This window comes from Niveispirillum sp. FG156 (genome assembly GCF_057809555.1).
In genome coordinates this window covers 47,418-67,276 of sequence record NZ_JBMDKE010000020.1, presented here as the reverse complement: position 1 = coordinate 67,276, position 19,859 = coordinate 47,418, and the positions used below count along the sequence as shown (strand labels likewise).

General features: G+C 63.0%; 17 protein-coding genes. 12 read left to right on the top strand and 5 right to left on the bottom strand.

The genetic code is table 11. The features are described from left to right. Nucleotides 1–231: 231 nt before the first annotated feature. The 5 genes from ACODSP_RS14370 to ACODSP_RS14350 all read left to right on the top strand — a co-directional run bounded on the left by ACODSP_RS14370 (nucleotide 232) and on the right by ACODSP_RS14350 (nucleotide 5,221). Nucleotides 232–1,146 carry a 2-dehydropantoate 2-reductase gene (locus ACODSP_RS14370; protein ID WP_488966254.1) on the top strand — a complete coding sequence of 305 codons (915 nt, stop codon included), beginning with the start codon at nucleotides 232–234 and terminating at the stop codon, nucleotides 1,144–1,146. Nucleotides 1,147–1,428: 282 nt separating this feature from the next. Next, the gene (locus ACODSP_RS14365) at nucleotides 1,429–2,358 is read left to right on the top strand and encodes an ABC transporter permease subunit (RefSeq protein ID WP_054166723.1); all 930 of its coding nucleotides are present in this window, start codon (nucleotides 1,429–1,431) and stop codon (nucleotides 2,356–2,358) included. 3 nt (nucleotides 2,359–2,361) lie between these two features. After that, nucleotides 2,362–3,654, top strand: a complete 1,293-nt coding sequence (livM, locus tag ACODSP_RS14360; protein ID WP_488966253.1) for a high-affinity branched-chain amino acid ABC transporter permease LivM — start codon at nucleotides 2,362–2,364, stop codon at nucleotides 3,652–3,654. Beyond that, a complete protein-coding gene (gene livG, locus ACODSP_RS14355; protein ID WP_488966252.1) occupies nucleotides 3,651–4,505 on the top strand; it encodes a high-affinity branched-chain amino acid ABC transporter ATP-binding protein LivG in 855 nt (284 codons plus the stop codon). Before livM ends, livG begins: the two co-directional genes overlap by 4 nt. 2 nt (nucleotides 4,506–4,507) lie before the next feature. Further along, nucleotides 4,508–5,221: an ABC transporter ATP-binding protein gene (locus ACODSP_RS14350; protein ID WP_488966289.1), complete on the top strand. Its 714-nt coding sequence runs from the start codon at nucleotides 4,508–4,510 to the stop codon at nucleotides 5,219–5,221. 280 nt (nucleotides 5,222–5,501) lie between these two features. On the opposite strand, the gene ACODSP_RS14345 is transcribed toward ACODSP_RS14350, so the two are convergent. The 4 genes from ACODSP_RS14345 to ACODSP_RS14330 all read right to left on the bottom strand — a co-directional run bounded on the left by ACODSP_RS14345 (nucleotide 5,502) and on the right by ACODSP_RS14330 (nucleotide 11,307). Further along, a complete protein-coding gene (locus ACODSP_RS14345) occupies nucleotides 5,502–8,117 on the bottom strand; it encodes a TonB-dependent receptor (protein WP_488966251.1) in 2,616 nt (871 codons plus the stop codon). A gap of 294 nt (nucleotides 8,118–8,411) precedes the next feature. Beyond that, nucleotides 8,412–9,059 (bottom strand): class I SAM-dependent methyltransferase, encoded by a 648-nt coding sequence (locus tag ACODSP_RS14340; protein WP_488966250.1) that lies wholly within the window; start codon nucleotides 9,057–9,059, stop codon nucleotides 8,412–8,414. A 61-nt stretch (nucleotides 9,060–9,120) separates the two neighbouring features. Further along, a complete protein-coding gene (locus ACODSP_RS14335; RefSeq protein WP_488966249.1) occupies nucleotides 9,121–9,765 on the bottom strand; it encodes a class I SAM-dependent methyltransferase in 645 nt (214 codons plus the stop codon). A gap of 33 nt (nucleotides 9,766–9,798) precedes the next feature. Next, on the bottom strand, nucleotides 9,799–11,307 hold the full coding sequence (locus ACODSP_RS14330; RefSeq protein ID WP_488966248.1) for a hypothetical protein: 1,509 nt from the start codon (nucleotides 11,305–11,307) through the stop codon (nucleotides 9,799–9,801). A gap of 243 nt (nucleotides 11,308–11,550) precedes the next feature. Here ACODSP_RS14330 and ACODSP_RS14325 point away from each other — a divergent pair, with 243 nt between their 5' ends. The 7 genes from ACODSP_RS14325 to ACODSP_RS14295 all read left to right on the top strand — a co-directional run bounded on the left by ACODSP_RS14325 (nucleotide 11,551) and on the right by ACODSP_RS14295 (nucleotide 19,050). After that, on the top strand, nucleotides 11,551–12,582 hold the full coding sequence (locus tag ACODSP_RS14325; RefSeq protein WP_488966247.1) for a glycoside hydrolase family 3 N-terminal domain-containing protein: 1,032 nt from the start codon (nucleotides 11,551–11,553) through the stop codon (nucleotides 12,580–12,582). Nucleotides 12,583–12,926: 344 nt separating this feature from the next. Next, entirely contained in the window at nucleotides 12,927–14,618 is a 1,692-nt protein-coding gene (locus ACODSP_RS14320; protein WP_488966246.1) for an ABC transporter substrate-binding protein, read from the top strand. A gap of 81 nt (nucleotides 14,619–14,699) precedes the next feature. Continuing rightward, nucleotides 14,700–15,677, top strand: coding sequence for an ABC transporter permease (locus ACODSP_RS14315; protein ID WP_488966245.1), 978 nt, complete (start codon nucleotides 14,700–14,702; stop codon nucleotides 15,675–15,677). A 3-nt stretch (nucleotides 15,678–15,680) separates the two neighbouring features. Beyond that, entirely contained in the window at nucleotides 15,681–16,583 is a 903-nt protein-coding gene (locus ACODSP_RS14310) for an ABC transporter permease (protein ID WP_488966244.1), read from the top strand. Next, nucleotides 16,580–17,410, top strand: a complete 831-nt coding sequence (locus tag ACODSP_RS14305) for an ABC transporter ATP-binding protein (RefSeq protein WP_488966243.1) — start codon at nucleotides 16,580–16,582, stop codon at nucleotides 17,408–17,410. The genes ACODSP_RS14310 and ACODSP_RS14305 overlap by 4 nt, the downstream gene beginning before the upstream one ends. Next, nucleotides 17,407–18,312 (top strand): ABC transporter ATP-binding protein, encoded by a 906-nt coding sequence (locus ACODSP_RS14300; RefSeq protein ID WP_488966242.1) that lies wholly within the window; start codon nucleotides 17,407–17,409, stop codon nucleotides 18,310–18,312. Before ACODSP_RS14305 ends, ACODSP_RS14300 begins: the two co-directional genes overlap by 4 nt. A 78-nt stretch (nucleotides 18,313–18,390) precedes the next feature. Further along, entirely contained in the window at nucleotides 18,391–19,050 is a 660-nt protein-coding gene (locus ACODSP_RS14295; RefSeq protein WP_488966241.1) for a glutathione S-transferase family protein, read from the top strand. 9 nt (nucleotides 19,051–19,059) lie between these two features. Here ACODSP_RS14295 and ACODSP_RS14290 read toward each other — a convergent pair whose 3' ends face one another. Next, a complete protein-coding gene (locus ACODSP_RS14290) occupies nucleotides 19,060–19,716 on the bottom strand; it encodes a glutathione S-transferase (RefSeq protein WP_488966240.1) in 657 nt (218 codons plus the stop codon). Between the last annotated feature and the right edge of the window lie 143 nt (nucleotides 19,717–19,859).

Genomic DNA, 19,859 nt, shown 5'->3' with positions numbered 1-19,859 from the left:
CGCATCTTCGGAGGATAGTCTGCCTTCATGTGCTTGGATATGACAATCCCTTTAGCTTGAAAGTCTTCACACACCATCGCGGGACCGGGGACTGGCCTGTCAGCCGCTTTATTCAGGTAAGCGGAAAATCAGACCATAAGGACAGCCCATGCCTGATATCACTCGATTTTCCGTCGAATCGATGGCGATGCGGATGGTATGAAGGCGCCGCAGATGTGCGGGGAGAAAGCGATGCGTATCCTGTTTTTAGGCGCAGGCGGGGTCGGCGGCTATTTCGGCGGGCGGCTGATGGAAGCCGGGGCCAATGTCACGTTCCTGGTGCGCCCCCGGCGCCAGGCGCAGTTGATGGAGAACTGGCTGCGGGTGGAAAGCCCGCATGGCAATATCCGCGTGCCGGCCCAGACCGTGACCAAGGCGCGCAAGCCCTATGATCTGGTGATCCTGACCTGCAAGGCCTGGGACATGGACGCCGCCATCGACAGCGTCATGCCCGCGATGGGCCCCGACAGCATCCTGATGCCGCTACTGAACGGGGTTCGTCACATGGAGGCGCTGGATGCGGCCTTCGGGCGCGAACGGGTGATGGGCGGGCTGTGCCATATGCCGATCACGCTGGACGAACAGGGCACCGTCCACCACCTGTCCACCATCCATAAATTGGTTTTCGGCGCCCGGCATGCGGCGCAACAGGCGACGGTCACCGCGCTGGCCGATGCTTTCCGCCCTACCTGCGTGGACTGGCATGTGTCCGACACCATCATGCTGGACCTGTGGGAGAAATATTTCTTCCTGGCCACGCTGGCCGGTTCCACCTGCCTGATGCGCGGCTCCGTCGGGGCCATCAACCGGCAGCCGGGAGGAACGGATTTCATGAAGGCGCTGCTGGCCGAATGCGCCGCCGTGGCTACCGCAGAAGGGTACGCGCCCCGCCCTGCCCTGCTGGATGAATATGGCGCGCAGATCGTGGATGCCGGCAGCAAGGTCAACGCCTCCATGGCCCGCGACGTGGCCAAGGGTGGCCGGACAGAAGCCGAGCATATCCTGGGCCATATGGCGGCACGGGCGCGGGCGCATGGCGCGGCGACGCCGCTACTGGATTTGGCCCTGCTGCATCTGCGGGTGCATGAGGAGGGGTTGAGTTCTTAAGGGGTGACGCTCCCTCACCCTCCCAAACGCTGGCGCGTTCGGGCCCCTCCCTCTCCCGCAAGCGGGCGAGGGGCCAAACTTCTCCCCTCGCCCACGAAGGTGGGAGAGGGAGGGGCCCAAGCCTGCCAAGGCTTGGGAGGGTGAGGGAACCACGCACCCGCGCACAAATCCCCCCAAGCACCCTTGCTGCCCCCCGCCCCCTTCCGTTACGGTGGCGCACCTTCGCCGGTGCAAGCCCCACCAAAGAGAAAGGGGCAGCCGGCCAATTCGGACTGGGGGCACATGGACGCGTCAGCGCTGGGGACGTTTCTCCAATACCTCATCAATGGCCTGGCACTGGGGGCCATTTATGGGTTGATCGCCATCGGATACACGATGGTGTACGGCATCATCCGCATGATCAATTTCGCCCATGGCGAGATCTATATGATCGGCGCCTTTGTGGCGGTCACCACCTTCTCCATCCTGGCGGCGGCCGGGGTGACGTCGGTGCCGCTGGCGCTGCTGCTGGTGCTGGTCATGGCCATCGCCTTTACCGCCGCCTATGGCTGGACGGTGGAACGGGTGGCCTATCGGCCCCTGCGCGGCGCACCGAAACTGGCGCCGCTGATCAGCGCCATCGGCATGTCGATCCTGCTTCAGAACTACGTCATGCAGACGCAGGGTGCGCGGCCCAAGCCGCTGGCCCCTGTCATGAATGGCGGCGTGACGCTGTGGCAGGGCGATGGGTTCGCGGTGAACGTCTCCTACATTCAGCTGTTCATCATCCTGCTGACCGTGGCCCTTATGCTGGGCTTCACGCAGATGATCAACCGCACCGCCCTTGGCCGGGCACAGCGCGCGTGCGAGCAGGACCGCACCATGGCGGGCCTGCTGGGCATCAATGTCGATCGCACCATCAGCCTGACCTTCGTCATGGGCGCGGCGCTCGCCGCCGTCGCCGGGGTGCTGGTCACCATGTATTACGGGGTGATCGACTTCTATATCGGCTTCCTGGCGGGCATGAAGGCCTTCACCGCCGCCGTGCTGGGCGGCATCGGCAGCCTGCCGGGCGCCATGCTGGGCGGGTTGCTGATCGGCCTGATCGAGGCGTTCTTCACCGGCTATGTGTCTGGTGCCTATAAGGATGTCGCCTCCTTCTCCGTGCTGATCCTGGTGCTGGTCTTCCGGCCCACGGGCCTGCTGGGCCGCCCCGATATCGAGAAGGTGTGAGCCATGGCCACCCCGATCCAAAACCATCTGAAGACCAGCATCATCGCCGGCCTTGTCGCCATGGTCCTGGCCGTACCCTTCATCGGCCTGTACACCGTTTCCACCGATCAGGGGCTGGTGGTGCAGACCCGCTGGCCCTGGGTCTTCTGGTCCGGCCTGATCGTGCTGGGCGGCAGTCTTGCCATGGCGCTGGTGCGCGACGCACTGGCCGCGCGGCGTGCCGCCAAACCGAAACTGGCCGCCGGAACAAAGCCCAAGCGTGACGACGCCCTGACCGCAAAGCTCTCCAAGGGCTTCGCCATCGGCATCACCCTGTTCGCCATCACCCTGCCCTTCATGCCCTTTTCCGACCGCTACATCATGGATGTCGGGACCACCGTGCTGATCTATGTGCTGCTGGGCATGGGTCTGAATGTCACGGTCGGTCTGGCGGGCTTGCTGGACCTGGGCTTCGTCGCCTTCTACGCCATCGGCGCCTACAGTTTCGCCATCCTGTCCACGACGCTCGGCTGGGGCTTCTGGGTCTGCCTGCCGCTGTCGGGTTTGATCGCGGCCCTGTTCGGGGCCCTGCTGTCGATGCCCATCTTGCGCCTGCGCGGTGATTATCTGGCCATCGTCACCCTGGGTTTTGGCGAGATCACCCGCATCGTCATCCTGAACTGGCAGAGCTTCACCGGGGGTCCCGCCGGCATTTCCGGCATTCCCCGCCCCTCGCTGTTCGGCCTGTCCTTCGACAGGCGCCCGCCCGACGGCCTGATCAGCTTCCACGAAGTGACCGGCATCAGCTTCGCCACCGAACACCGGCTGATGTTTCTTTACATGATCGCGCTGACGCTGGTGCTGGCCGCCGCCTGGGTGATCAAGCGTCTGCGTGCCCTGCCCATCGGTCGCGCCTGGGAAGCGCTGCGCGAGGATGAGATCGCCTGTCGCTCGCTCGGCATCAATCCGGTGGCCTCCAAAGTGTCGGCCTATGCGGTCGGCGGCATGTTGGGCGGTTTTGCCGGTTGCTTCTTCGCGGCCCGCCAGGGCTTCGTGTCCCCGGAAAGCTTCACCTTCATGGAAAGCGCCCTGATCCTGGCCATTGTGGTGCTGGGCGGGTTGGGCAGCCAGATCGGTGTGGTCATCGCGGCCCTGTTTATCGTGCTGCTGCCGGAAGTGGGCCGTGAGTTTGCTGATTTCCGCATGATCGTGTTCGGCATTGCCATGATCGCCATTATGGTCTGGCGTCCCGGCGGATTGCTGTCACAGCGCGTGCCCACCATCCGCCTGTCCAGCCAGAAGGGAGACGCGGCATGAACGCGCCTTTGCTGTCCGTCACGGGCCTGACCATGCGTTTCGGCGGTCTGGTGGCCGTCGATGGCGTCAACCTGACGGCTGAAACCAACAAGATCACGGCCCTGATCGGCCCCAACGGGGCGGGCAAGACCACGATCTTCAACTGCCTGACCGGCTTTTATAAGCCGACATCGGGCGAACTGACCCTGAACCGCCCGGACCATGCGCCCGTATCGCTGCAGTCCCTGCCGGGCTATCAGGTGTCGCGTCACGGCGTGGTTCGTACCTTTCAGAATATCCGCCTGTTCCCGCGCATGACCGTGCTGGAAAACCTGTTGGTGGCCCAGCATGTGGGGCTGATGAAGAAGGCGGCGTTCGGGGTGGCGGGCCTGATCGGCCTGAAGGGCTGGCGTGCGGCGGAAAAGGAAGCCATCGACCGCGCCCGTTTCTGGATCGAACGCCTGGACCTGACATCGGTCGCGGATGAGGAGGCGGGCAACCTTTCCTATGGCGTTCAGCGCCGGGTGGAAATCGCCCGCGCCATGAACACCAACCCGCTGCTGCTGTGCCTGGACGAACCCGCTGCTGGCCTGAACCCCAAGGAAACGGGCGTGCTGGGGGAGCTGCTCCAGGGCATCCGCGAACAGTTCGGGATCGGCATCCTGCTGATCGAACATGATATGGGGCTGGTCATGGGCATCTCCGACCGCATCCATGTGGTCGAATATGGCCGCAAGATCGCCGAGGGCACGCCAGAACAGATCCGCAGCGATGAGCGCGTGATCAAGGCCTATCTGGGCGAGCCGGATGAAGAGGAACTGCCCGCCATCGTCGCCGAGGACGTGGCCGGACAGGAAGGAGGCCGGGCATGAGCCTGCTGCAACTGACAGGGGTCCGTACCAATTACGGCCCTATCGAGGCGCTGCGCGGCGTCGATGTGCATGTCGATCAGGGGGAGATCGTCACCCTGATCGGTGCCAATGGTGCTGGCAAATCCACCCTGCTGATGACCATCTGTGGTCAGCCGAAACCGGCATCGGGCAGCATCATCTTCGACGGTCAGATCATCAATGATCTGCCCCCGCATGAGACGGCGAAGCTGGGCATCGCGCAGGTGCCGGAGGGGCGGCGTATTTTCCCACGCATGACGGTGTTCGAGAACCTGCAACTGGGTGCCACCCTGGGCAAGCCTGAGCATTTCGACGAAGACGCCGCCTGGTGCCTGGACCTGTTCCCCATCCTGGCCAAGCGCCGGGATCAGCGGGCGGGCACATTGTCGGGTGGGGAACAGCAGATGCTGGCCATCTCCCGCGCGTTGATGAGCCGGCCGCGCCTGCTGCTGCTGGATGAACCGTCGCTGGGTCTGGCCCCCCTGATCATCCGCCGCATCTTCGATGTCATCGCCGACCTGAACAAGACGCGCGGCATGACCATCCTGCTGGTCGAACAGAACGCCTACCACGCCCTGAAACTGGCCCACCGCGCCTATGTGCTGGCCCAGGGTCAGGTGGTGCTGGAAGGCGGCGGGGCGGAGTTGCTGGCCAACCCGGAGGTGCGGGCGGCGTATCTGGAGGGGGGGTCGCACTGAGGGTTAGCGTGGCTCCCTCACCCTCCCCAACGCTGACGCGTTCGGGCCCCTCCCTCTCCCGCAAGCGAGCGAGGGTAGAATTTCGCCCCTCGCCCACGAACGTGGGAGAGGGAGGGGCCCAAGCCTGCCAAGGCTTGGGAGGGTGAGGGCAACTCCACTCCCAACGACAAAAACCCGACCACCCTTGCGGATGGCCGGGACAAGTCGGGAGATACCTCATAAGGGAGAGAGGAACCGAAGGGGGCCGCGAAACCCGGAGGCCCCCTCCTCACAAAAACACTTAGTAGGAGAAGCGGACGCCACCGAAGAAGCGGCGGCCGTTCTTGTAGGCGGCGAACGGAACGTTCTTGCTGCCGACATACTGATACTGCATCTCGTCCAGCAGGTTCTGTGCCTGGGCCGTGACGGCGACCTGCTCGGTCAGGTTCACGGTCAGCGATGCGTCCAGCTGGTTATAGCTGTCATTAATCACCGACGTGGCGCGATTGACCTCGCGGAAATACTTGGAACGATAGCTGTAAGTGACCCGCGCGCTGAACATCTCGTCTTCATAGTAAGGCGTCAGCGTGAAGGAATGCTTGGAGCTGAACGGCAGGGCCACGGAGGCGTCAGCCGTCTCGCTGTCGGCATAGGTGTACGAGGCTTCGATACCGAAATTCTCGTAAACGTCGCCGCGATAGGCCAGTTCGATGCCCTTGATCTCCGCCGAACCGCCATTGCGCGGACGGCTGACCTCAAAGGCCTGCGGAACGGTGGTGCCGCCGGGGTTGGTCAGCGGATTGGTATCGGTGTTGATCAGCATCTCCGTGCCCGTGGCACGATAGATGTAGGAACCGATATCCTTGTAGAACAGCGTGGCCGACAGCAGCGACACCTTGTCGAGATAATATTCGATCGAGGCGTCGAAATTGTTGGCGCGGTACGGGTCCAGGTTCGGATTGCCGCCATTGGCCGTGTGCAGGGTGTTGTTGGTTTCCAGGAAGGTGGACAGGTCGGCGTAGTTGGCACGCGCCATGACTCGCGAGCCGGACAGGCGCAGAACCGTCTTGGGGTCCAGATCGAAGGTCAGGTTGATGTTGGGCAGGAAGTCATCATAGGACTTGTTGAGCTTGATCGCTTCGATCTGCGAGGCCGGGGCCACCGGCGGACCGAACTGACCGCCCAGACGGTCGCGGCGGCCTTCGGAGGTCTGGTCGGTATGGACGTAACGGACACCGGCATTGCCGCGGAAACCGTCTGCCTCGAAGCCCAGCTGGGCATAGCCGGCCCAGATGTCTTCCGACACCTTGAACTGCGAGGGCAGATAGTCGAAATAGGCGCTGTCGACATAGCCCGACGCCGGACGGCCCAGGAACCATGTCTTCAGCTTGTCGCTGCCGATCTGGTTCCAGTTCTTCAGCGTGTCATTGACGTTGAAACCGCTGAGGAAGTTGCCCGGCGTGCTGCCATCGACGAAGCCATCCTGCGGGGCGGCACCGCCCACGACGCGGCGCAGCTTGGCGTCCTGGCTGGTTTCATGCGTGCGGTACTTCACGCCGAACTTCACGTTCGACAGCAGTCCCAGTTCCAGGTCGCGGGTGAAGTCGGCCTGGGCATAGGTCTCTTCGTCGGCGGTCGGCTGCTGGCGCAGCTGGGCGAAGCCCAGCGTGGAGCCCTGGTTGCTGGTCGATGCGATCTGCGGGGTGACCGAGGCCAGGCCATTGGCGCCGGAAATGTCGAAGCTGTAGCCGGTGAGCTGCTCGAACTCACCCAGGAACTGCTGCTTGGTGCCGCCGGTGGACTTGGTATAGCCACCCTGGAAGCTGGCCTTCAGCGCGTCGCCCGTATAATCGACCTTCAGGTCGGTGGCATAGGTCTCGATGGTGCTTTCACGCGCGATGGCGTCCAGCAGCATCAGACCGGCCGTCGGCGTGCCGGCATTGGTGTAGGAACCGCTGACGACGACGCCATCCTTGACGACGGCATTATTCGGGAGCCCGCGGAAATTGTTGAAGTAGTACCGGCTCTGGTTGAGGTTGTCGTATTTGCCCTTCATGTAAAGGCCGGTGGCATTGATTTCCAGGTTGTCGCTGGGCTTGGCCTGGATGGCCAGCGTGCCGCCGGTGCGCTCGCGCTTCTGCTTGAACAGGGCGGCGTTGATCACGTTGGGCATGATCGCCTTGGTGCCGTTGGCCAGCGTCACGGTCGGATAGCCCAAGCTCTCGAAGCCATCGCGGCGCAGGTCCTGCTCCTGGTGCGTGACCGAGGCCAGGATGCCAAACGTGGAGGCATCATTGGACCAGGAGATCAGACCGGATGCGTTGGGCGAACCCTCCTTGGCACGGTCATTATAGCCGTATTCCAGCGAGGCATTGATGGCCAGCGGCTTCAGGTCCAGCGGACGGCGGGTATGCAGGATCACGGTGCCGCCGATGGAGCCTTCGTCGATGCGGGCTTCCGGCGACTTGTAGACTTCCAGCTGGCCCACCACTTCGGGCGGCAGCATGGAATAGTTGAAGGTACGGCCCGGCGCATCCAGGATGAACCAGTCGGTCGAGGCAACGGTCTGGCCATTCAGCAGGGTGCGGTTCAGGGCCGGGTCGGTGCCACGGATGGCCACACGCTCGCCTTCACCGAAATCACGGTCGATCTGCACGCCTGGCAGGTGGGACAGCGATTCAGCGACGTTCTTATCGGGGAACTTGCCGATATCCTCGGCGGAGATGGCGTCGACGATGGCGTCGGCGAAACGCTTGGTATTGATCGACTGCACCAGACTGGCGCGGATGCCGGTAACGACGATCTCGTCCAGCGTGCCTTCCGCCGCCGGAGCGCTCTGCGCCTGCGCCGTCGCAGCGATGGCCATCATGGCGATCGCGCTGGCGGTACCCCGCATGAGCATTTTCTTGAACTGCATGACCTTTGCCTCCTCGTAAGCCCTGTTCCCCGTGCCTTGGCGCTGTCGCTGGCACGATTTCCGTTGCGGGGTCCCCGAACGCGTCGGGTTGCTCCCGGCTGGTGGGCTTCAGGAAAGCGGAATGCGGGATTTCCGAAAGGTCGGTTCCGGCAGAACGCCGAAAATGACGGAAAAAGACGGAATTTTGTTTCTAAACGCCATCAAAAACTGTAACATTACACCCTGTAGCTCGATTCGACCCAGTTGCGGCCAATCATTCGTCCCGACATGGCAAGCCGGGAGGACGGCCTGGGGTCATTTCGGGAACATGTACTTATCCTTGTAACGCCGCAGTGGCAGCGCGTTTGCCTTGGCAAAATCGATTACCGCCTGGATGACGCCGGGCCAATCGTCGCTGAAATCATCCCCAACAAGGACGCCACCCTGCCTGATCAATGGCCAATAATGGTTCAGATCACGCAGCACGTCGTCGTAGCTGTGCCCCGCATCGATATAAACCATGTCCACCTGGATGCCCTTATGGACAAAGAATTGGGCTGCATTGTCGCTGGTGGTCGGGAACGGCGTGATGATCTTCTGATTGCCCGTGTGGCAGACATTGGCAAGGAATTGATAGTAAAGGGTTGGATAACCATTCTTTTGATTAAGCATCTTCAGATACATGGGATCGAGCCAATGTTCGATTGAGCCCAGAAACGTATCGATGCAGATAATCTCGCCTTCCATTCCCAAATGTTTCAGGATGGTGGCCATCGATATCGCGGTTCTCCCCTTCCACGTCCCAACCTCCAGAATGGTTTTGGGACGATAGGTGATGATGGCGTGGGCAAAAATCTCGCTGATCTCCCCCCACCCCTGAACGTCCTCGGGGTAGGCCTGATAGTCGAAGCCATCATAGGGGTCGAGGGCGTGAATCAGTTGGGAGATTGGGGGCCGGGACATATGGGGCGACCTTCACGAATAGGCTGACAAATCGGGGCGGCAACCTGCCGGTGCGCCACGGTCAGACTTTGGTGAAAAAATACTTTTCCTGATAGTACTGCAGCGGCAGGACGTTGATCTTGGCGAAGTCGATAACGGCGCGATAAACCTCGGGCGCTATAAAATCATCCCCCAGCAAAATGCCACCCGGACGCACAAGGGGCCAGTACTGATCGATATCGTTGAACGCCTCTTTATAGCTGTGGCCCGCATCGATATAGATCAGATCGGCCTGAACACCCTTCTGCTTCAAATACTGGACAGCCGCATCACTACTGATCGGGAAGGGGGTGATGTAATCCTGGAAACCCATATGGCAGACATTCGCCAGAAACTGATAATAAAGCGTCGGGTACCCATGCTTATGATTGAGCATTTCATACCATACCGGGTGGCTCCATAGCTCGACAGAGCCCAGGAACGTATCCACACAAACAATCTCTCCCTGAATGCCCAACTGCTTCAGGAATCCCGCCATGGTGACAGCGGACCGCCCCTTCCAGGTACCGACCTCGATAATGGTCTGGGGCCGGTGCGTGACGATCAGATGCTGGAACAATAGATTCTCCGCCCCCCACCCTTGGATATCAAGGGGATAGGCCTGATAATCGAACCCTTCATAGGGATCCTTGGGGTACAGAATCTTGGAAATCGGCGGGCGGGACATTCTGTTCGGCTCCCTGGGGACGTAACCGGTGGATCAGACCCTCTCGGCCTGACGCAAATGTTGTTTCAGGCGGCCCAGCGCTACCGACAGCGTCTCGCGTTCACCCTGCGGCTCCCCACAATGGCGCAGCACATATTCGGCGGTGCGCACCACATCACGCCAGCGCGGGTTGCGGGGCAGCGTCTCAACCAGCAGATATTTATCCAGCGTGCGGGTCTGCAACGATGACCGGTCCATATAGACACGCCACAGCCCGCTTTCCTCCGCCAGCTCAATCTTCCCCTTGCGCTTGGCCTTCTGCCAGTAATCAAGGGCCAGCGTCATGACATCGACCAGACAGCGGCGATAGCCTTCGTCGGCGTCCAGGGCGGCGGCATGATCGCCCTCATCCGCGTGATCATGATGCTCGGGTTCCTCCGCCACGGGGGCGGCGACCGGCGGGGATGGGGCTACCGGGGTTTCTGGCCGTTCAGCGGGAGCGGCGGGTACGGGCACGGGCGGCGCCACATCCAGCGGGGCGGATGGACCGACCGGCACGAAGCCCCCGGCATCCGTGGCCGGGGCCGGTTCCCGAAAAGCCTTCATGAACAAGGTGATGGCGACAAAGCCGGCCAGCAGCAGCAGCCACCTTATATAGTTGAGTCCGCCCGCCAGTTTGGCCGCGTCGGACAGCACGACATAGCGCCAGCCGCCATCTTCCAGAACGCGCGCCTCCTGCCGGGCCCAGCCTTTCAGCTGTTCCCCGGCAGGCGCGCTGGTCACCATATTGCCGGCACCATCCAGCAGGGCGAATCCGATCCCGTCCTGGGTCAGGCGGGCCAGCCGCTCCTGAACCTTGCCGATGGGAACACGGAAGACGACGACGCCTTCGACGGTGCCATGCCGCACCACGGGCCGGCCCAGCAGCATGCCATGCCCCTGATCCAGCGGCAGGGGCTGGGTCAGCACCATGACCTGTTCGGGCGTCTGTGCCTGCGGCAACCGGCCCATCACCTCCCGGAACAGCGTGCCCAACGCCGATTCCCGCTGACGCGCGGCGGCCAGATCGGCGCCGAAGGCAGCATCCTTGCGCAAGGAATAGACAACGCGCCCGAACCGGTCGATCAGGTAGAGATCGTCAAAGACGGTGGAGGCCAGAAGATCGCGGAAACTGGCATGGAACCGGTCATGAACAGCGGCATAGGCCGTTAGCGCCGCCGGAATTTCCGATGGCGGCGCGTCCCCTGGCGGATATGTCGCGCGCAGGATGGCCGCCGCCCGTTCCGGATCGGGCGAGATCTGTTGAAAGGCCGAGGCAAAGCCGTAATAGCGACCGACCGAATAGCCGATGAAACTGGTGGAAGCGAAGGCCGAGCTTTGGCTGCGGGCATTCTGGACCAGCGTCGTCAATTCCCGTTCAACGCTGCGGTTGGCATTGTCGATCTGAATATCGACCTTGTCATCCACGGCCAGGGACAGGAAAAACAGCGCGGCCACCAGCACAGCGACAAGGGGTCCGCCAAGTTTGAGGGCCGCCTTTACATCGGGTCTGGAAAATCCCACCTTGCATGCCCCCTGGCGTCTTTACCGCGCATTGTGCTGTTCTATGGTTTCGGTGTGTTCACCAGGGACTTATAGCGCATCCCCCGCACATGCCCGTCACCATACCGTCAATTTCGTTGATCCGGCAAGGAGGGCTTGATCGGATCGGTGGGGCGTATCAAGGCTTTGCGCGGAGCCTGGGATTTCCGCGCAACAGTCGCGGCCAGGGCCCCTTCCCCGGACATCACCGCAAGGCATGGCATCATGGCTTCCTTCGCCCCGTCGCGGCCCCTGGCCGTCATTTTTGGCGCCCCCGATCCGGTTCTGAACGCCGATCAGAAGGCATTCTACCGCGACGCGAACCCGCTGGGCCTGATCCTGTTCAAGCGAAATTGCGAAAGCCCGGATCAGGTGCGCCGTCTGTGCGATGATTTCCGCAATGCCGTGGGCCGCGAAGATGCCCCCATCCTGATCGATTTCGAAGGTGGCGAGCATCAGCGGATGGAACCGCCCGTCTGGCCCGCCTTCCCCGCCCCCGCCGCCTTTGGCCGTCTCTATGCAAAGGACGCGCTGGCGGGCCTGCGCGCCACCCGTCTGAACGGGGCCGCCATCGGCAGCCTGCTGCGCCAGCATGGGGTTACGGTCGATTGCGCGCCGCTGGCCGATGTGCCGGTGGCCGGTGCCGACCCCGTCATCGGCGAACGCGCCTTTGGCAGCGACCCGGAGGTGGTGACCATTCTGGCCCGCGCCTTCATGGATGGCATGGCATCGGTGGGCGTCACGCCCATCATCAAGCATATCCCCGGACATGGCCGCGCCCTGGTCGACAGCCACAAGGATCGGCCCTTTGTCGATACCGACCTGTCGGAGCTGGACCGTACCGATTTCCTGCCCTTTGCCCGCCTGAATCGCACGGCCCCCTGGGCCATGGTCGCCCATGTCGTCTATACGGGCGTCGATGCGCAGAACCCCGCCACCATTTCAAAGGATGCGGTACAGACGATCATCCGCGACCGGATCGGCTTTGACGGCGTCCTGATCTCCGACTGCATCTATATGGAAAGCTTAGGGGGAACCCTGGCCGAACGGGCCGCCGCGGTGCAGGGGGCGGGTGTGGATATCGTCCTGTCCAGCCATGGCGACGTGGATGAATGGACCCCCATTGCCGCCTCCGTGAAGCCGCTGACCAATGCTGCCGCCGCGCGCCTCTCCCGCCACCTGCCGCCGCCTGGCGCCATGGTTGATGTCGACGCGGCGCTGGAAGAGATCCGGATGCTGTTGGGTGAAGCCCGATAATCCCTAACGTCAACCCGGCGGAAGCCGGGACTCAGCGTGAGGCGCGGTCAGCGCCGACATGACTCTTATCGCGGCAGACGCCGCTCTACGCTGGGTCCCGGCTTTCGCCGGGATGACGAAAAGAGAAGATCGCCACCGCTCCCATTCTGGATTGAAATATTCAACACACACAAAATTTCGGGTAACAATCCGTCCATTTGCAGCAAAATCCCCGCCGATAATGGCGGTGAACGACGAAATCAACGAAGTTGAGTGTAGCCCTGCCGGGTATGTCTGCCCGACAGTCGTGCAAACGGAACAGGCCCGAAACAAGGGGGCCGGCCGGGACAACAGGGGTCAACGGGATGAAGTTCTTCCGCAACCTTGCCGCGCTGGCGGCACTGCTGCCAGCCGCAGCGGGCACAACAGAGGCGATGGCCCAGGCCGCCCCGCTGGACAACCCGTCCACGCTGACGGTCGTGGCCAATTTCTCCACCGGCTGGGTGCGCAACTTCAACCCGTATAACGAAACCACGCGTCTCTACAGCGCGCGGGAATTCGCCTACGAACCCCTGATCATCTTCAACACCCTCCATAATGGCCGCCCGCATTATCGGCTGGCGACGGGGTACGATTTCTCCAAGGACCTGTTGAAGCTGACCTTCACGCTGCGTGACGGCGTGCTCTGGTCCGATGGACAGCCCTTCACGGCGCAGGATGTCGTCTTCACGTATGAGATGTTCAAGCGCTTCAAGGCGCTGGACACGCTGGATATCTGGGAACGGCTGGCCGCCGTGGAGGCACCGGATGCCCATACCGTGATCTTCACGCTGAAGCGCGTGAACGCCAACAGCCTGTTCGAACTGGCCCGCATCCCCGTGGTGCCCAAGCATGTCTGGTCGAAGGTGGCGGACCCCGTCACCTTCACCAACCCCGATCCCGTGGGCACCGGCCCGATGACGGAGGTGCGGCGCTTCACCAACCAGCTTTATGTGCAGTGCCGGAACCCCCATTACTGGGATGCGGCCAGCCTGAAGGTTGACTGCCTGTCCTTCCCGCAGATCGGCAACAACGAACAGCTTCTGGCCGCCGCCCGCAATGGCAAGCTGGACTGGTTCGGCGCCTTCATGCCGGATATTGAGCGCACCTATGTCGCCGCCGATCCCGTGCATCACCGCTACTGGTTCCCGCCCGGCGGTACGGTCGCCGTGAATTTCAATTTCGACAGCCCCAATCCGGGCAACCGCGCCGCCTTCCGCAATGTGAATTTCCGGCGGGCCGTCAGCATGGCAATGGACCGCCGCGCCATCGTGGATATCGCGGGCTATGGCTATCCCATCGTCAACGAATATGCGTCGGGCCTGGGCCGTCTATACCAGGACTGGGTGAACCAGGATGCCGAACGCCAATTCGGCAAGTTCGCGAAGTACGACAAGGATGGCGCCCGCGCGCTGCTGGCCGAAAGCGGCTTTCGCGACGTGGATGGCGACGGCTATGTCGATAATCCCGATGGCAAGCCCATCCGCTTCGACATCCTGGCCCCCAATGGCTGGACCGACTGGGTCAACACCACCCAGCTGGTGGTGGAGGGGCTGAACGCCATCGGCATCAATGTCCGCGTCTCCACGCCCGAACCCGCCTCCTGGGCGCAGAAGCTGATCCAGGGCGATTACGACATGGCTATCAATGGCTATTTCACGGGTGAGACGCCGCACCGGTCCTTCGACACCGGCTTCCATGCCCGTTTCTCCGGCAAGACGCGGACCGCGCCGACGCGGTTCAACAATCCGGAACTGAACGCCGCCCTGGATGCCTTTGTCGCCACCATCGACCCGGATGAACAGCGCCGGGCCATGGATAAGGTGCAGATGATCCTGGCCGCCAACACGCCCTATGTGCCGCTGTTCAGCAATCCGATCTGGTACGAGTACAACACAAAACGCTTCAAGGGCTGGTTCAACGCCGATAATCCGGTGGCCCGGCCCGATGTGTTCGATGGCACGCCGGAACGGCTGCTGCATCTGCTGGCGCTGGAGCCGGTGAATGGCGGCGGCTGATCCATAGGGGCCATCGCCCCTCATCGAACCACACCACAACCTGTTTTCCTTCAGATCTTCGGTTTCGGGAGAGGACCCCCCATGGCCTTCCTTCTCCGCCGGGTCGGATTCTATGTCGCCGCCTTCATTGTCGCCGCGACGTTCAATTTCCTGATCCCGCGTCTGATGCCCGGTAATCCGGTCGACATCATGTTCGCCCAGGCGGGCGGCACCCTGCCGCCCGAGGCGCTGGCCGCGCTGAAGGAGACCTTCGGCTTCATCGACCAGCCCTGGCCGGCACAGTTCGTCACGTACCTGAAAAGCGTGTTCACCTGGGACCTGGGCCTGTCGGTGAAGTTCCACCCGCTGACGGTGAATGAGGTGCTGTTGCGGGCTCTGCCCTGGACCTTGATGCTGGTGCTTACCTCCTCGCTGATCGCCTTTGCCATCGGGTCGCTGGCCGGCATTCTGGCCGCCTGGCGGCGCGGCGGGTCGTTCGACAGTATCGGCGCGCCCATCGCCCTGATGATGCAGGCCATGCCGCCGCTGGTCACCTCACTGCTGGCCTTGTTCGTCTTCGCCATCCACTGGCCGGTCTTCCCGACCGGGTACGCGTATGAGCCGGAGATCGATCCCGGCTTCACCCTGGAATTCTTCTGCTCAATCTTTAAACACGCCTTTCTGCCCATCGTGACCATGGCCCTGGCGCAGGTCGGCGGCTACCTGATCACCATGCGCAACAGCATGATCAACCTGCTGGGCGAGGATTACATCGTGCTGGGCACGGCCAAGGGCCTGTCCGACCGCCGCCTGCGCATGGCCTATGCCGCACGCAACGCCCTACTGCCCACGGTCACCAGCTTTGCCATGACGCTCGGTGCCTCCTTCGGCGGCGCGCTGGTGACGGAGGTGGTCTTCAACTATCCGGGCCTGGGCTACACCCTGTTCCAGGGGATCACGGCGCGCGATTACCCGCTGATCCAGGGTCAGCTGCTGATCATGACGCTGGCCATGCTGACAGCCAATTTCATCGCCGACGTGCTTTACGTCGCCCTCGACCCCCGTCTGCGGAAGGGCTGATCCATGCGCGGCCTGCTCAACATCCTGCTTGCCAACCGGAAGGCCGCCATCGGCGCTGCCATCGTGGCCTTCTTTATCCTGATCGCGCTCGCCGCCCCCCTGGTGGCGCCGTTCGACATCAACCAGCGGGTGGCCAGCCCGCATGAGGCGCCCGGCATCGACCATGTCATGGGCGCCACCCGCATGGGCCGCGATGTCCTGTCCCAGACCATTCATGGCACGCAGACCAGCCTGATTGTCGGCTTTGCCGCCGGCCTGCTGGTCACGGTGCTGGGCACCGCCATCGGCGTCACCGCCGGCTATTTCGGCGGCAAGGTGGATGAGGTGTTGAACCTGTTCACCAACATCTCCCTGGTCATTCCCAACCTGCCTTTGATGCTGGTGCTGGCCGCCTTCATCGGACAAACGGGGCCGTTCGTCATCGCCCTGATCATCGGGTTGACCTCTTGGGGATGGGGGGCGCGTGTGACCCGCGCCCAGACCCTGTCCCTGCGGCAGCGCGACTATATCCTGGCGGCCGAGATGCTGGGCGAGCCGGCATGGCGGATCATTGCGGTGGAACTACTGCCCAACCTGATCTCCATCATCGGCTTCAACTTCATCGGTTCCATCCTTTATTCGGTGATCACGGAAGCGACGATGGAGTTCTTAGGGTTGGGCGACCCGATGGTCGTGTCCTGGGGCACCATGCTCTATCACGCCCAATCCACGTCCGCCCTGCAGGTCGGGGCGTGGTGGGAAATGGCGGCGCCCTGTCTGGCACTGGTCCTGTTCGGGTCGGGCCTGTCCTTGATCAATTTTGCGGTGGATGAGATTGCCAATCCCCGCCTACGCACCCTGCGCGTGCCGGCCAAGGTGCTGGCCGCCCTGACCAACCGCACCTCCAACCAAGGGGGCCAGGCATGACCGAACCCATCCTGTCCGTGCGCGATCTCTGTGTCGATTACGCCACGCCCAACGGCCTGACCCGCGCCGTCAAAAACGTTACTTTCGACATTTCTGCCGGTGAAGTACTTGGTCTGGCTGGAGAATCCGGTTCCGGCAAAAGCACCGTCGCCTTTGCCATTGCCCGGCTTCACCGACCGCCTGCCTTCATCACCGGCGGGTCGATCAACCTTGCCGGCACCGATGTCCTGGCGCTCAATGACACGCAATTGCGGTCCTGGCGCTGGCGCGACCTGTCGGTGGTCCTGCAATCGGCCATGAATGCGCTGAACCCCGTGCTGCGCGTGTCGGCGCAGTTCGCGGACATGTTCAAGGCGCATGGGGTATCGGGGAAGGCCGATATCCGCACCCGCACCGCCGACCTGTTGCAGATGGTCGGCATCAAACCCGACCGCATGGACGATTACCCGCATCAGTTCAGCGGCGGCATGCGCCAACGTATCGTCATCGCCATGGCGCTGGCCCTGCGCCCCAAACTGGTGGTGATGGACGAGCCGACCACCGCGCTCGACGTGGTGGTGCAGCGGGAGTTGCTGGAAGAAGTGGCGGCCCTGCGGCACCGGCTGGGCTTCGCCGTCCTGTTTATCACCCATGATCTGGCACTGATGAGCCAGTTCTGCGACCGGGTGGGCGTGATGCTGCGCGGGCAGCTGATCGAACTGTCCACCCCATCCGCCATGATCGCCGACCCGCAGCAGGATTATACACGCCGCCTCTGGGCCTCCATCCCGCCCCTGCACCCGAAACCCGGTGAAACGCTGGTCCGCATGAAGGAGACGCCGCAATGAACGGTTTGCCGGAACTGGGCACCCGCCCCGTGCTGGAGGCGCGCGGCCTGACCATGCGCTTCGGGTCCTTCTGCGCCCTGGATAGTGCCGATTTCAGCCTTTATGCGGGCCGCGCCCTGGCGTTGGTGGGCGAAAGCGGGTCGGGCAAAAGCACCTGTGCCAAACTGCTGACCCATGTGCTGACGGCCAGTGCCGGCCACATCTTCCATGCCGGGCGCGACGTCACCAACCTGACGGGTCGCAAGGCCGTTCTGGAATACCGGTCTGCCGTGCAGATGGTGTTTCAGGACCCGTTCGCGGCCCTGAACCCCGCCCACACTGTCGAACATCATCTGACCCGCCCTCTGGCCCTGCACCGGCCCGACCTGTCGGCGGCACAGCGGCGGGACGCGGTGGCCGACCTGATGCGCGCCGTGGACCTGGACCCGGCCATCAGCTTGCGCAAATACCCGCACGAGATGAGCGGCGGGCAGCGGCAGCGCGTCAACCTCGCCCGCGCGCTGGCCGTCAACCCATCGGTGGTAATCGCCGATGAACCCACCTCCATGCTGGATGTCTCCATCCGCTTGTCGGTGCTGGACACGTTCCGCGATTTGAAGCGGGAACGCGGCATCGCCATGCTCTACATCACCCACGACATCGCCACTGCCCGCTATGTGGCTGAAGAAACCGCCGTCATCTTCCGGGGCCGCATCGTGGAACGTGGCCCCACGGCCCAGGTGATCGACAGCCCGCGCCACCCCTATACAAGACTGCTGCTGGCCGCCGTGCCGGAGGTAGGCAGCCCGTTCGGGGAGGGCAACAGCCTGGCCCCCCTGGCCGCACAGGTACGCGAAAGCTGCGAAGGGCCGGGCGACCTGCGGGAGGTGACACCGGGCCATTGGGTGCGGTTCGCGGCGTGAGTTTCCGCCCGGACAGTCAATTGCTTGGCGGGTAAACCTGCCCTACCATCGACCGGTCACTCTGCCGGAGTTGCTGCCATGCCATTGGTCTTGTTTGGTCACCCCTTCTCCTCCTACACGCAGAAGGTGCTGATCGCGCTGACGGAGAATGCGACGTCGTTCGACTTCCGTTGCCTTGGTCCCGATCATCCCGACAACGCAGCGGAATGGCTGAAGCGCTGGCCGATCCGCAAATTTCCGCTGTTGGTCGATGGCGACCGGCAGTTGGCGGAAACCAGCATCATTATCGAGTATCTGCATCTGGCTCATCCCGGCCCCGTCCCCTTGCTGCCGGATGATGCGATGGCGGCCCTGGATGTGCGTTTCATGGACAGGTTCTTCGATCAGCATGTCATGAACGCTGCGCAGCATGCCGTGGACGGTGCCCTTACCGGTGATCCGGTAAAACGCCGCGACGGCATGGCCATGGCGGTGGGAAAACTGGAGCGTGCTTATGCGTGGCTGGAGACCCACCTGACAAACCGCACCTGGGCGGCGGGTGACACATTCAGCATGGCCGACTGCGCTGCCGCCCCGGCGCTGTTCTATGCCGACTGGACCCACCCTATTGCCGATAGCTACACGGCCCTGCGCGCCTACCGCACTCGCTTGCTGGCCCGGCCATCGGTGATGAATGCCGTGGAGGGCGGGCGGCCATACCGGCACCTGTTCCCCTTGGGGGCACCGGACAGGGACTGACGTCTAGCGTTACAGATCCTTATACGCATCCGGGAAGTGCCGCCGCCAAAGCGCCACCACGCGCGGATCATGGTCCACACGCTCAGCCACGGCCACGATGCCCGGCGCCACGACCCGGATGGCGTCGCGTCGGGGCGTCCAGCGGGTCATCATGCAGATATAAAGGTCAAGCGCCGTCAGGTCCGGCGTGTCCAGCAGCCACGCCCCCGGCGCCGGCTTCAACGCGGCTTCCATATTCTTCCAGCAGAGCAGGATACGGTTGACGGTGGATTGTTTCAGTTCCCCCGTCGCCTTCTCCCCCGAGACAAACTGATCCACGAAATCGCGCACCGTATACATGGGATAGATGGCGGCGGGCAGATAGACCAGCCAGCGCAGGAACGATGCCCGCGCCGGATCACTAGGCCCCGGACCCAGCCGGCCCGGATGCCGGTCCATCAGCCATAGCAGCATGGCCACCGATTCCGTCATGACGGTGTGATCGGGCAGGACCAGGGTCGGCACCTGCACCAGCGGGTTGATGGCTTTCAGCGCCGTCAGCCCGTCCGACGGCTCCCACGGGCTGGCCTCCACATAATCGTAACCCTCACCCGCTAGGATGAAGCCCGCCTCCACAACGGCGGAGCCACAGCCCCTGGCCCCGTACAGCACCGGTTTGCCCGACATGGTTCGTCCTCCTGGCATCGCCCGCCACCAAGGTGAACACATCATGAACAATCCTGCAAGCGCGCGATGGGACTATCCCATGGGAAAGCGCATTGCCCCCGCCCGCCACCGGTGTTAGACACGACGCCGTTTGCCCGTCACAA

What these genes read in the sequence shown, in the direction of transcription:
- ACODSP_RS14370 (WP_488966254.1), top strand. Translation starts at nt 232, where the DNA reads ATGCGTATCCTGTTTTTAGGCGCAGGCGGGGTCGGCGGCTATTTCGGC.
- ACODSP_RS14365 (WP_054166723.1), top strand. Translation starts at nt 1,429, where the DNA reads ATGGACGCGTCAGCGCTGGGGACGTTTCTCCAATACCTCATCAATGGC.
- livM (WP_488966253.1), top strand. Translation starts at nt 2,362, where the DNA reads ATGGCCACCCCGATCCAAAACCATCTGAAGACCAGCATCATCGCCGGC.
- livG (WP_488966252.1), top strand. Translation starts at nt 3,651, where the DNA reads ATGAACGCGCCTTTGCTGTCCGTCACGGGCCTGACCATGCGTTTCGGC.
- ACODSP_RS14345 (WP_488966251.1), bottom strand. Translation starts at nt 8,117, where the DNA reads ATGCAGTTCAAGAAAATGCTCATGCGGGGTACCGCCAGCGCGATCGCC.
- ACODSP_RS14340 (WP_488966250.1), bottom strand. Translation starts at nt 9,059, where the DNA reads ATGTCCCGGCCCCCAATCTCCCAACTGATTCACGCCCTCGACCCCTAT.
- ACODSP_RS14335 (WP_488966249.1), bottom strand. Translation starts at nt 9,765, where the DNA reads ATGTCCCGCCCGCCGATTTCCAAGATTCTGTACCCCAAGGATCCCTAT.
- ACODSP_RS14325 (WP_488966247.1), top strand. Translation starts at nt 11,551, where the DNA reads ATGGCTTCCTTCGCCCCGTCGCGGCCCCTGGCCGTCATTTTTGGCGCC.
- ACODSP_RS14320 (WP_488966246.1), top strand. Translation starts at nt 12,927, where the DNA reads ATGAAGTTCTTCCGCAACCTTGCCGCGCTGGCGGCACTGCTGCCAGCC.
- ACODSP_RS14315 (WP_488966245.1), top strand. Translation starts at nt 14,700, where the DNA reads ATGGCCTTCCTTCTCCGCCGGGTCGGATTCTATGTCGCCGCCTTCATT.
- ACODSP_RS14310 (WP_488966244.1), top strand. Translation starts at nt 15,681, where the DNA reads ATGCGCGGCCTGCTCAACATCCTGCTTGCCAACCGGAAGGCCGCCATC.
- ACODSP_RS14305 (WP_488966243.1), top strand. Translation starts at nt 16,580, where the DNA reads ATGACCGAACCCATCCTGTCCGTGCGCGATCTCTGTGTCGATTACGCC.
- ACODSP_RS14300 (WP_488966242.1), top strand. Translation starts at nt 17,407, where the DNA reads ATGAACGGTTTGCCGGAACTGGGCACCCGCCCCGTGCTGGAGGCGCGC.
- ACODSP_RS14295 (WP_488966241.1), top strand. Translation starts at nt 18,391, where the DNA reads ATGCCATTGGTCTTGTTTGGTCACCCCTTCTCCTCCTACACGCAGAAG.
- ACODSP_RS14290 (WP_488966240.1), bottom strand. Translation starts at nt 19,716, where the DNA reads ATGTCGGGCAAACCGGTGCTGTACGGGGCCAGGGGCTGTGGCTCCGCC.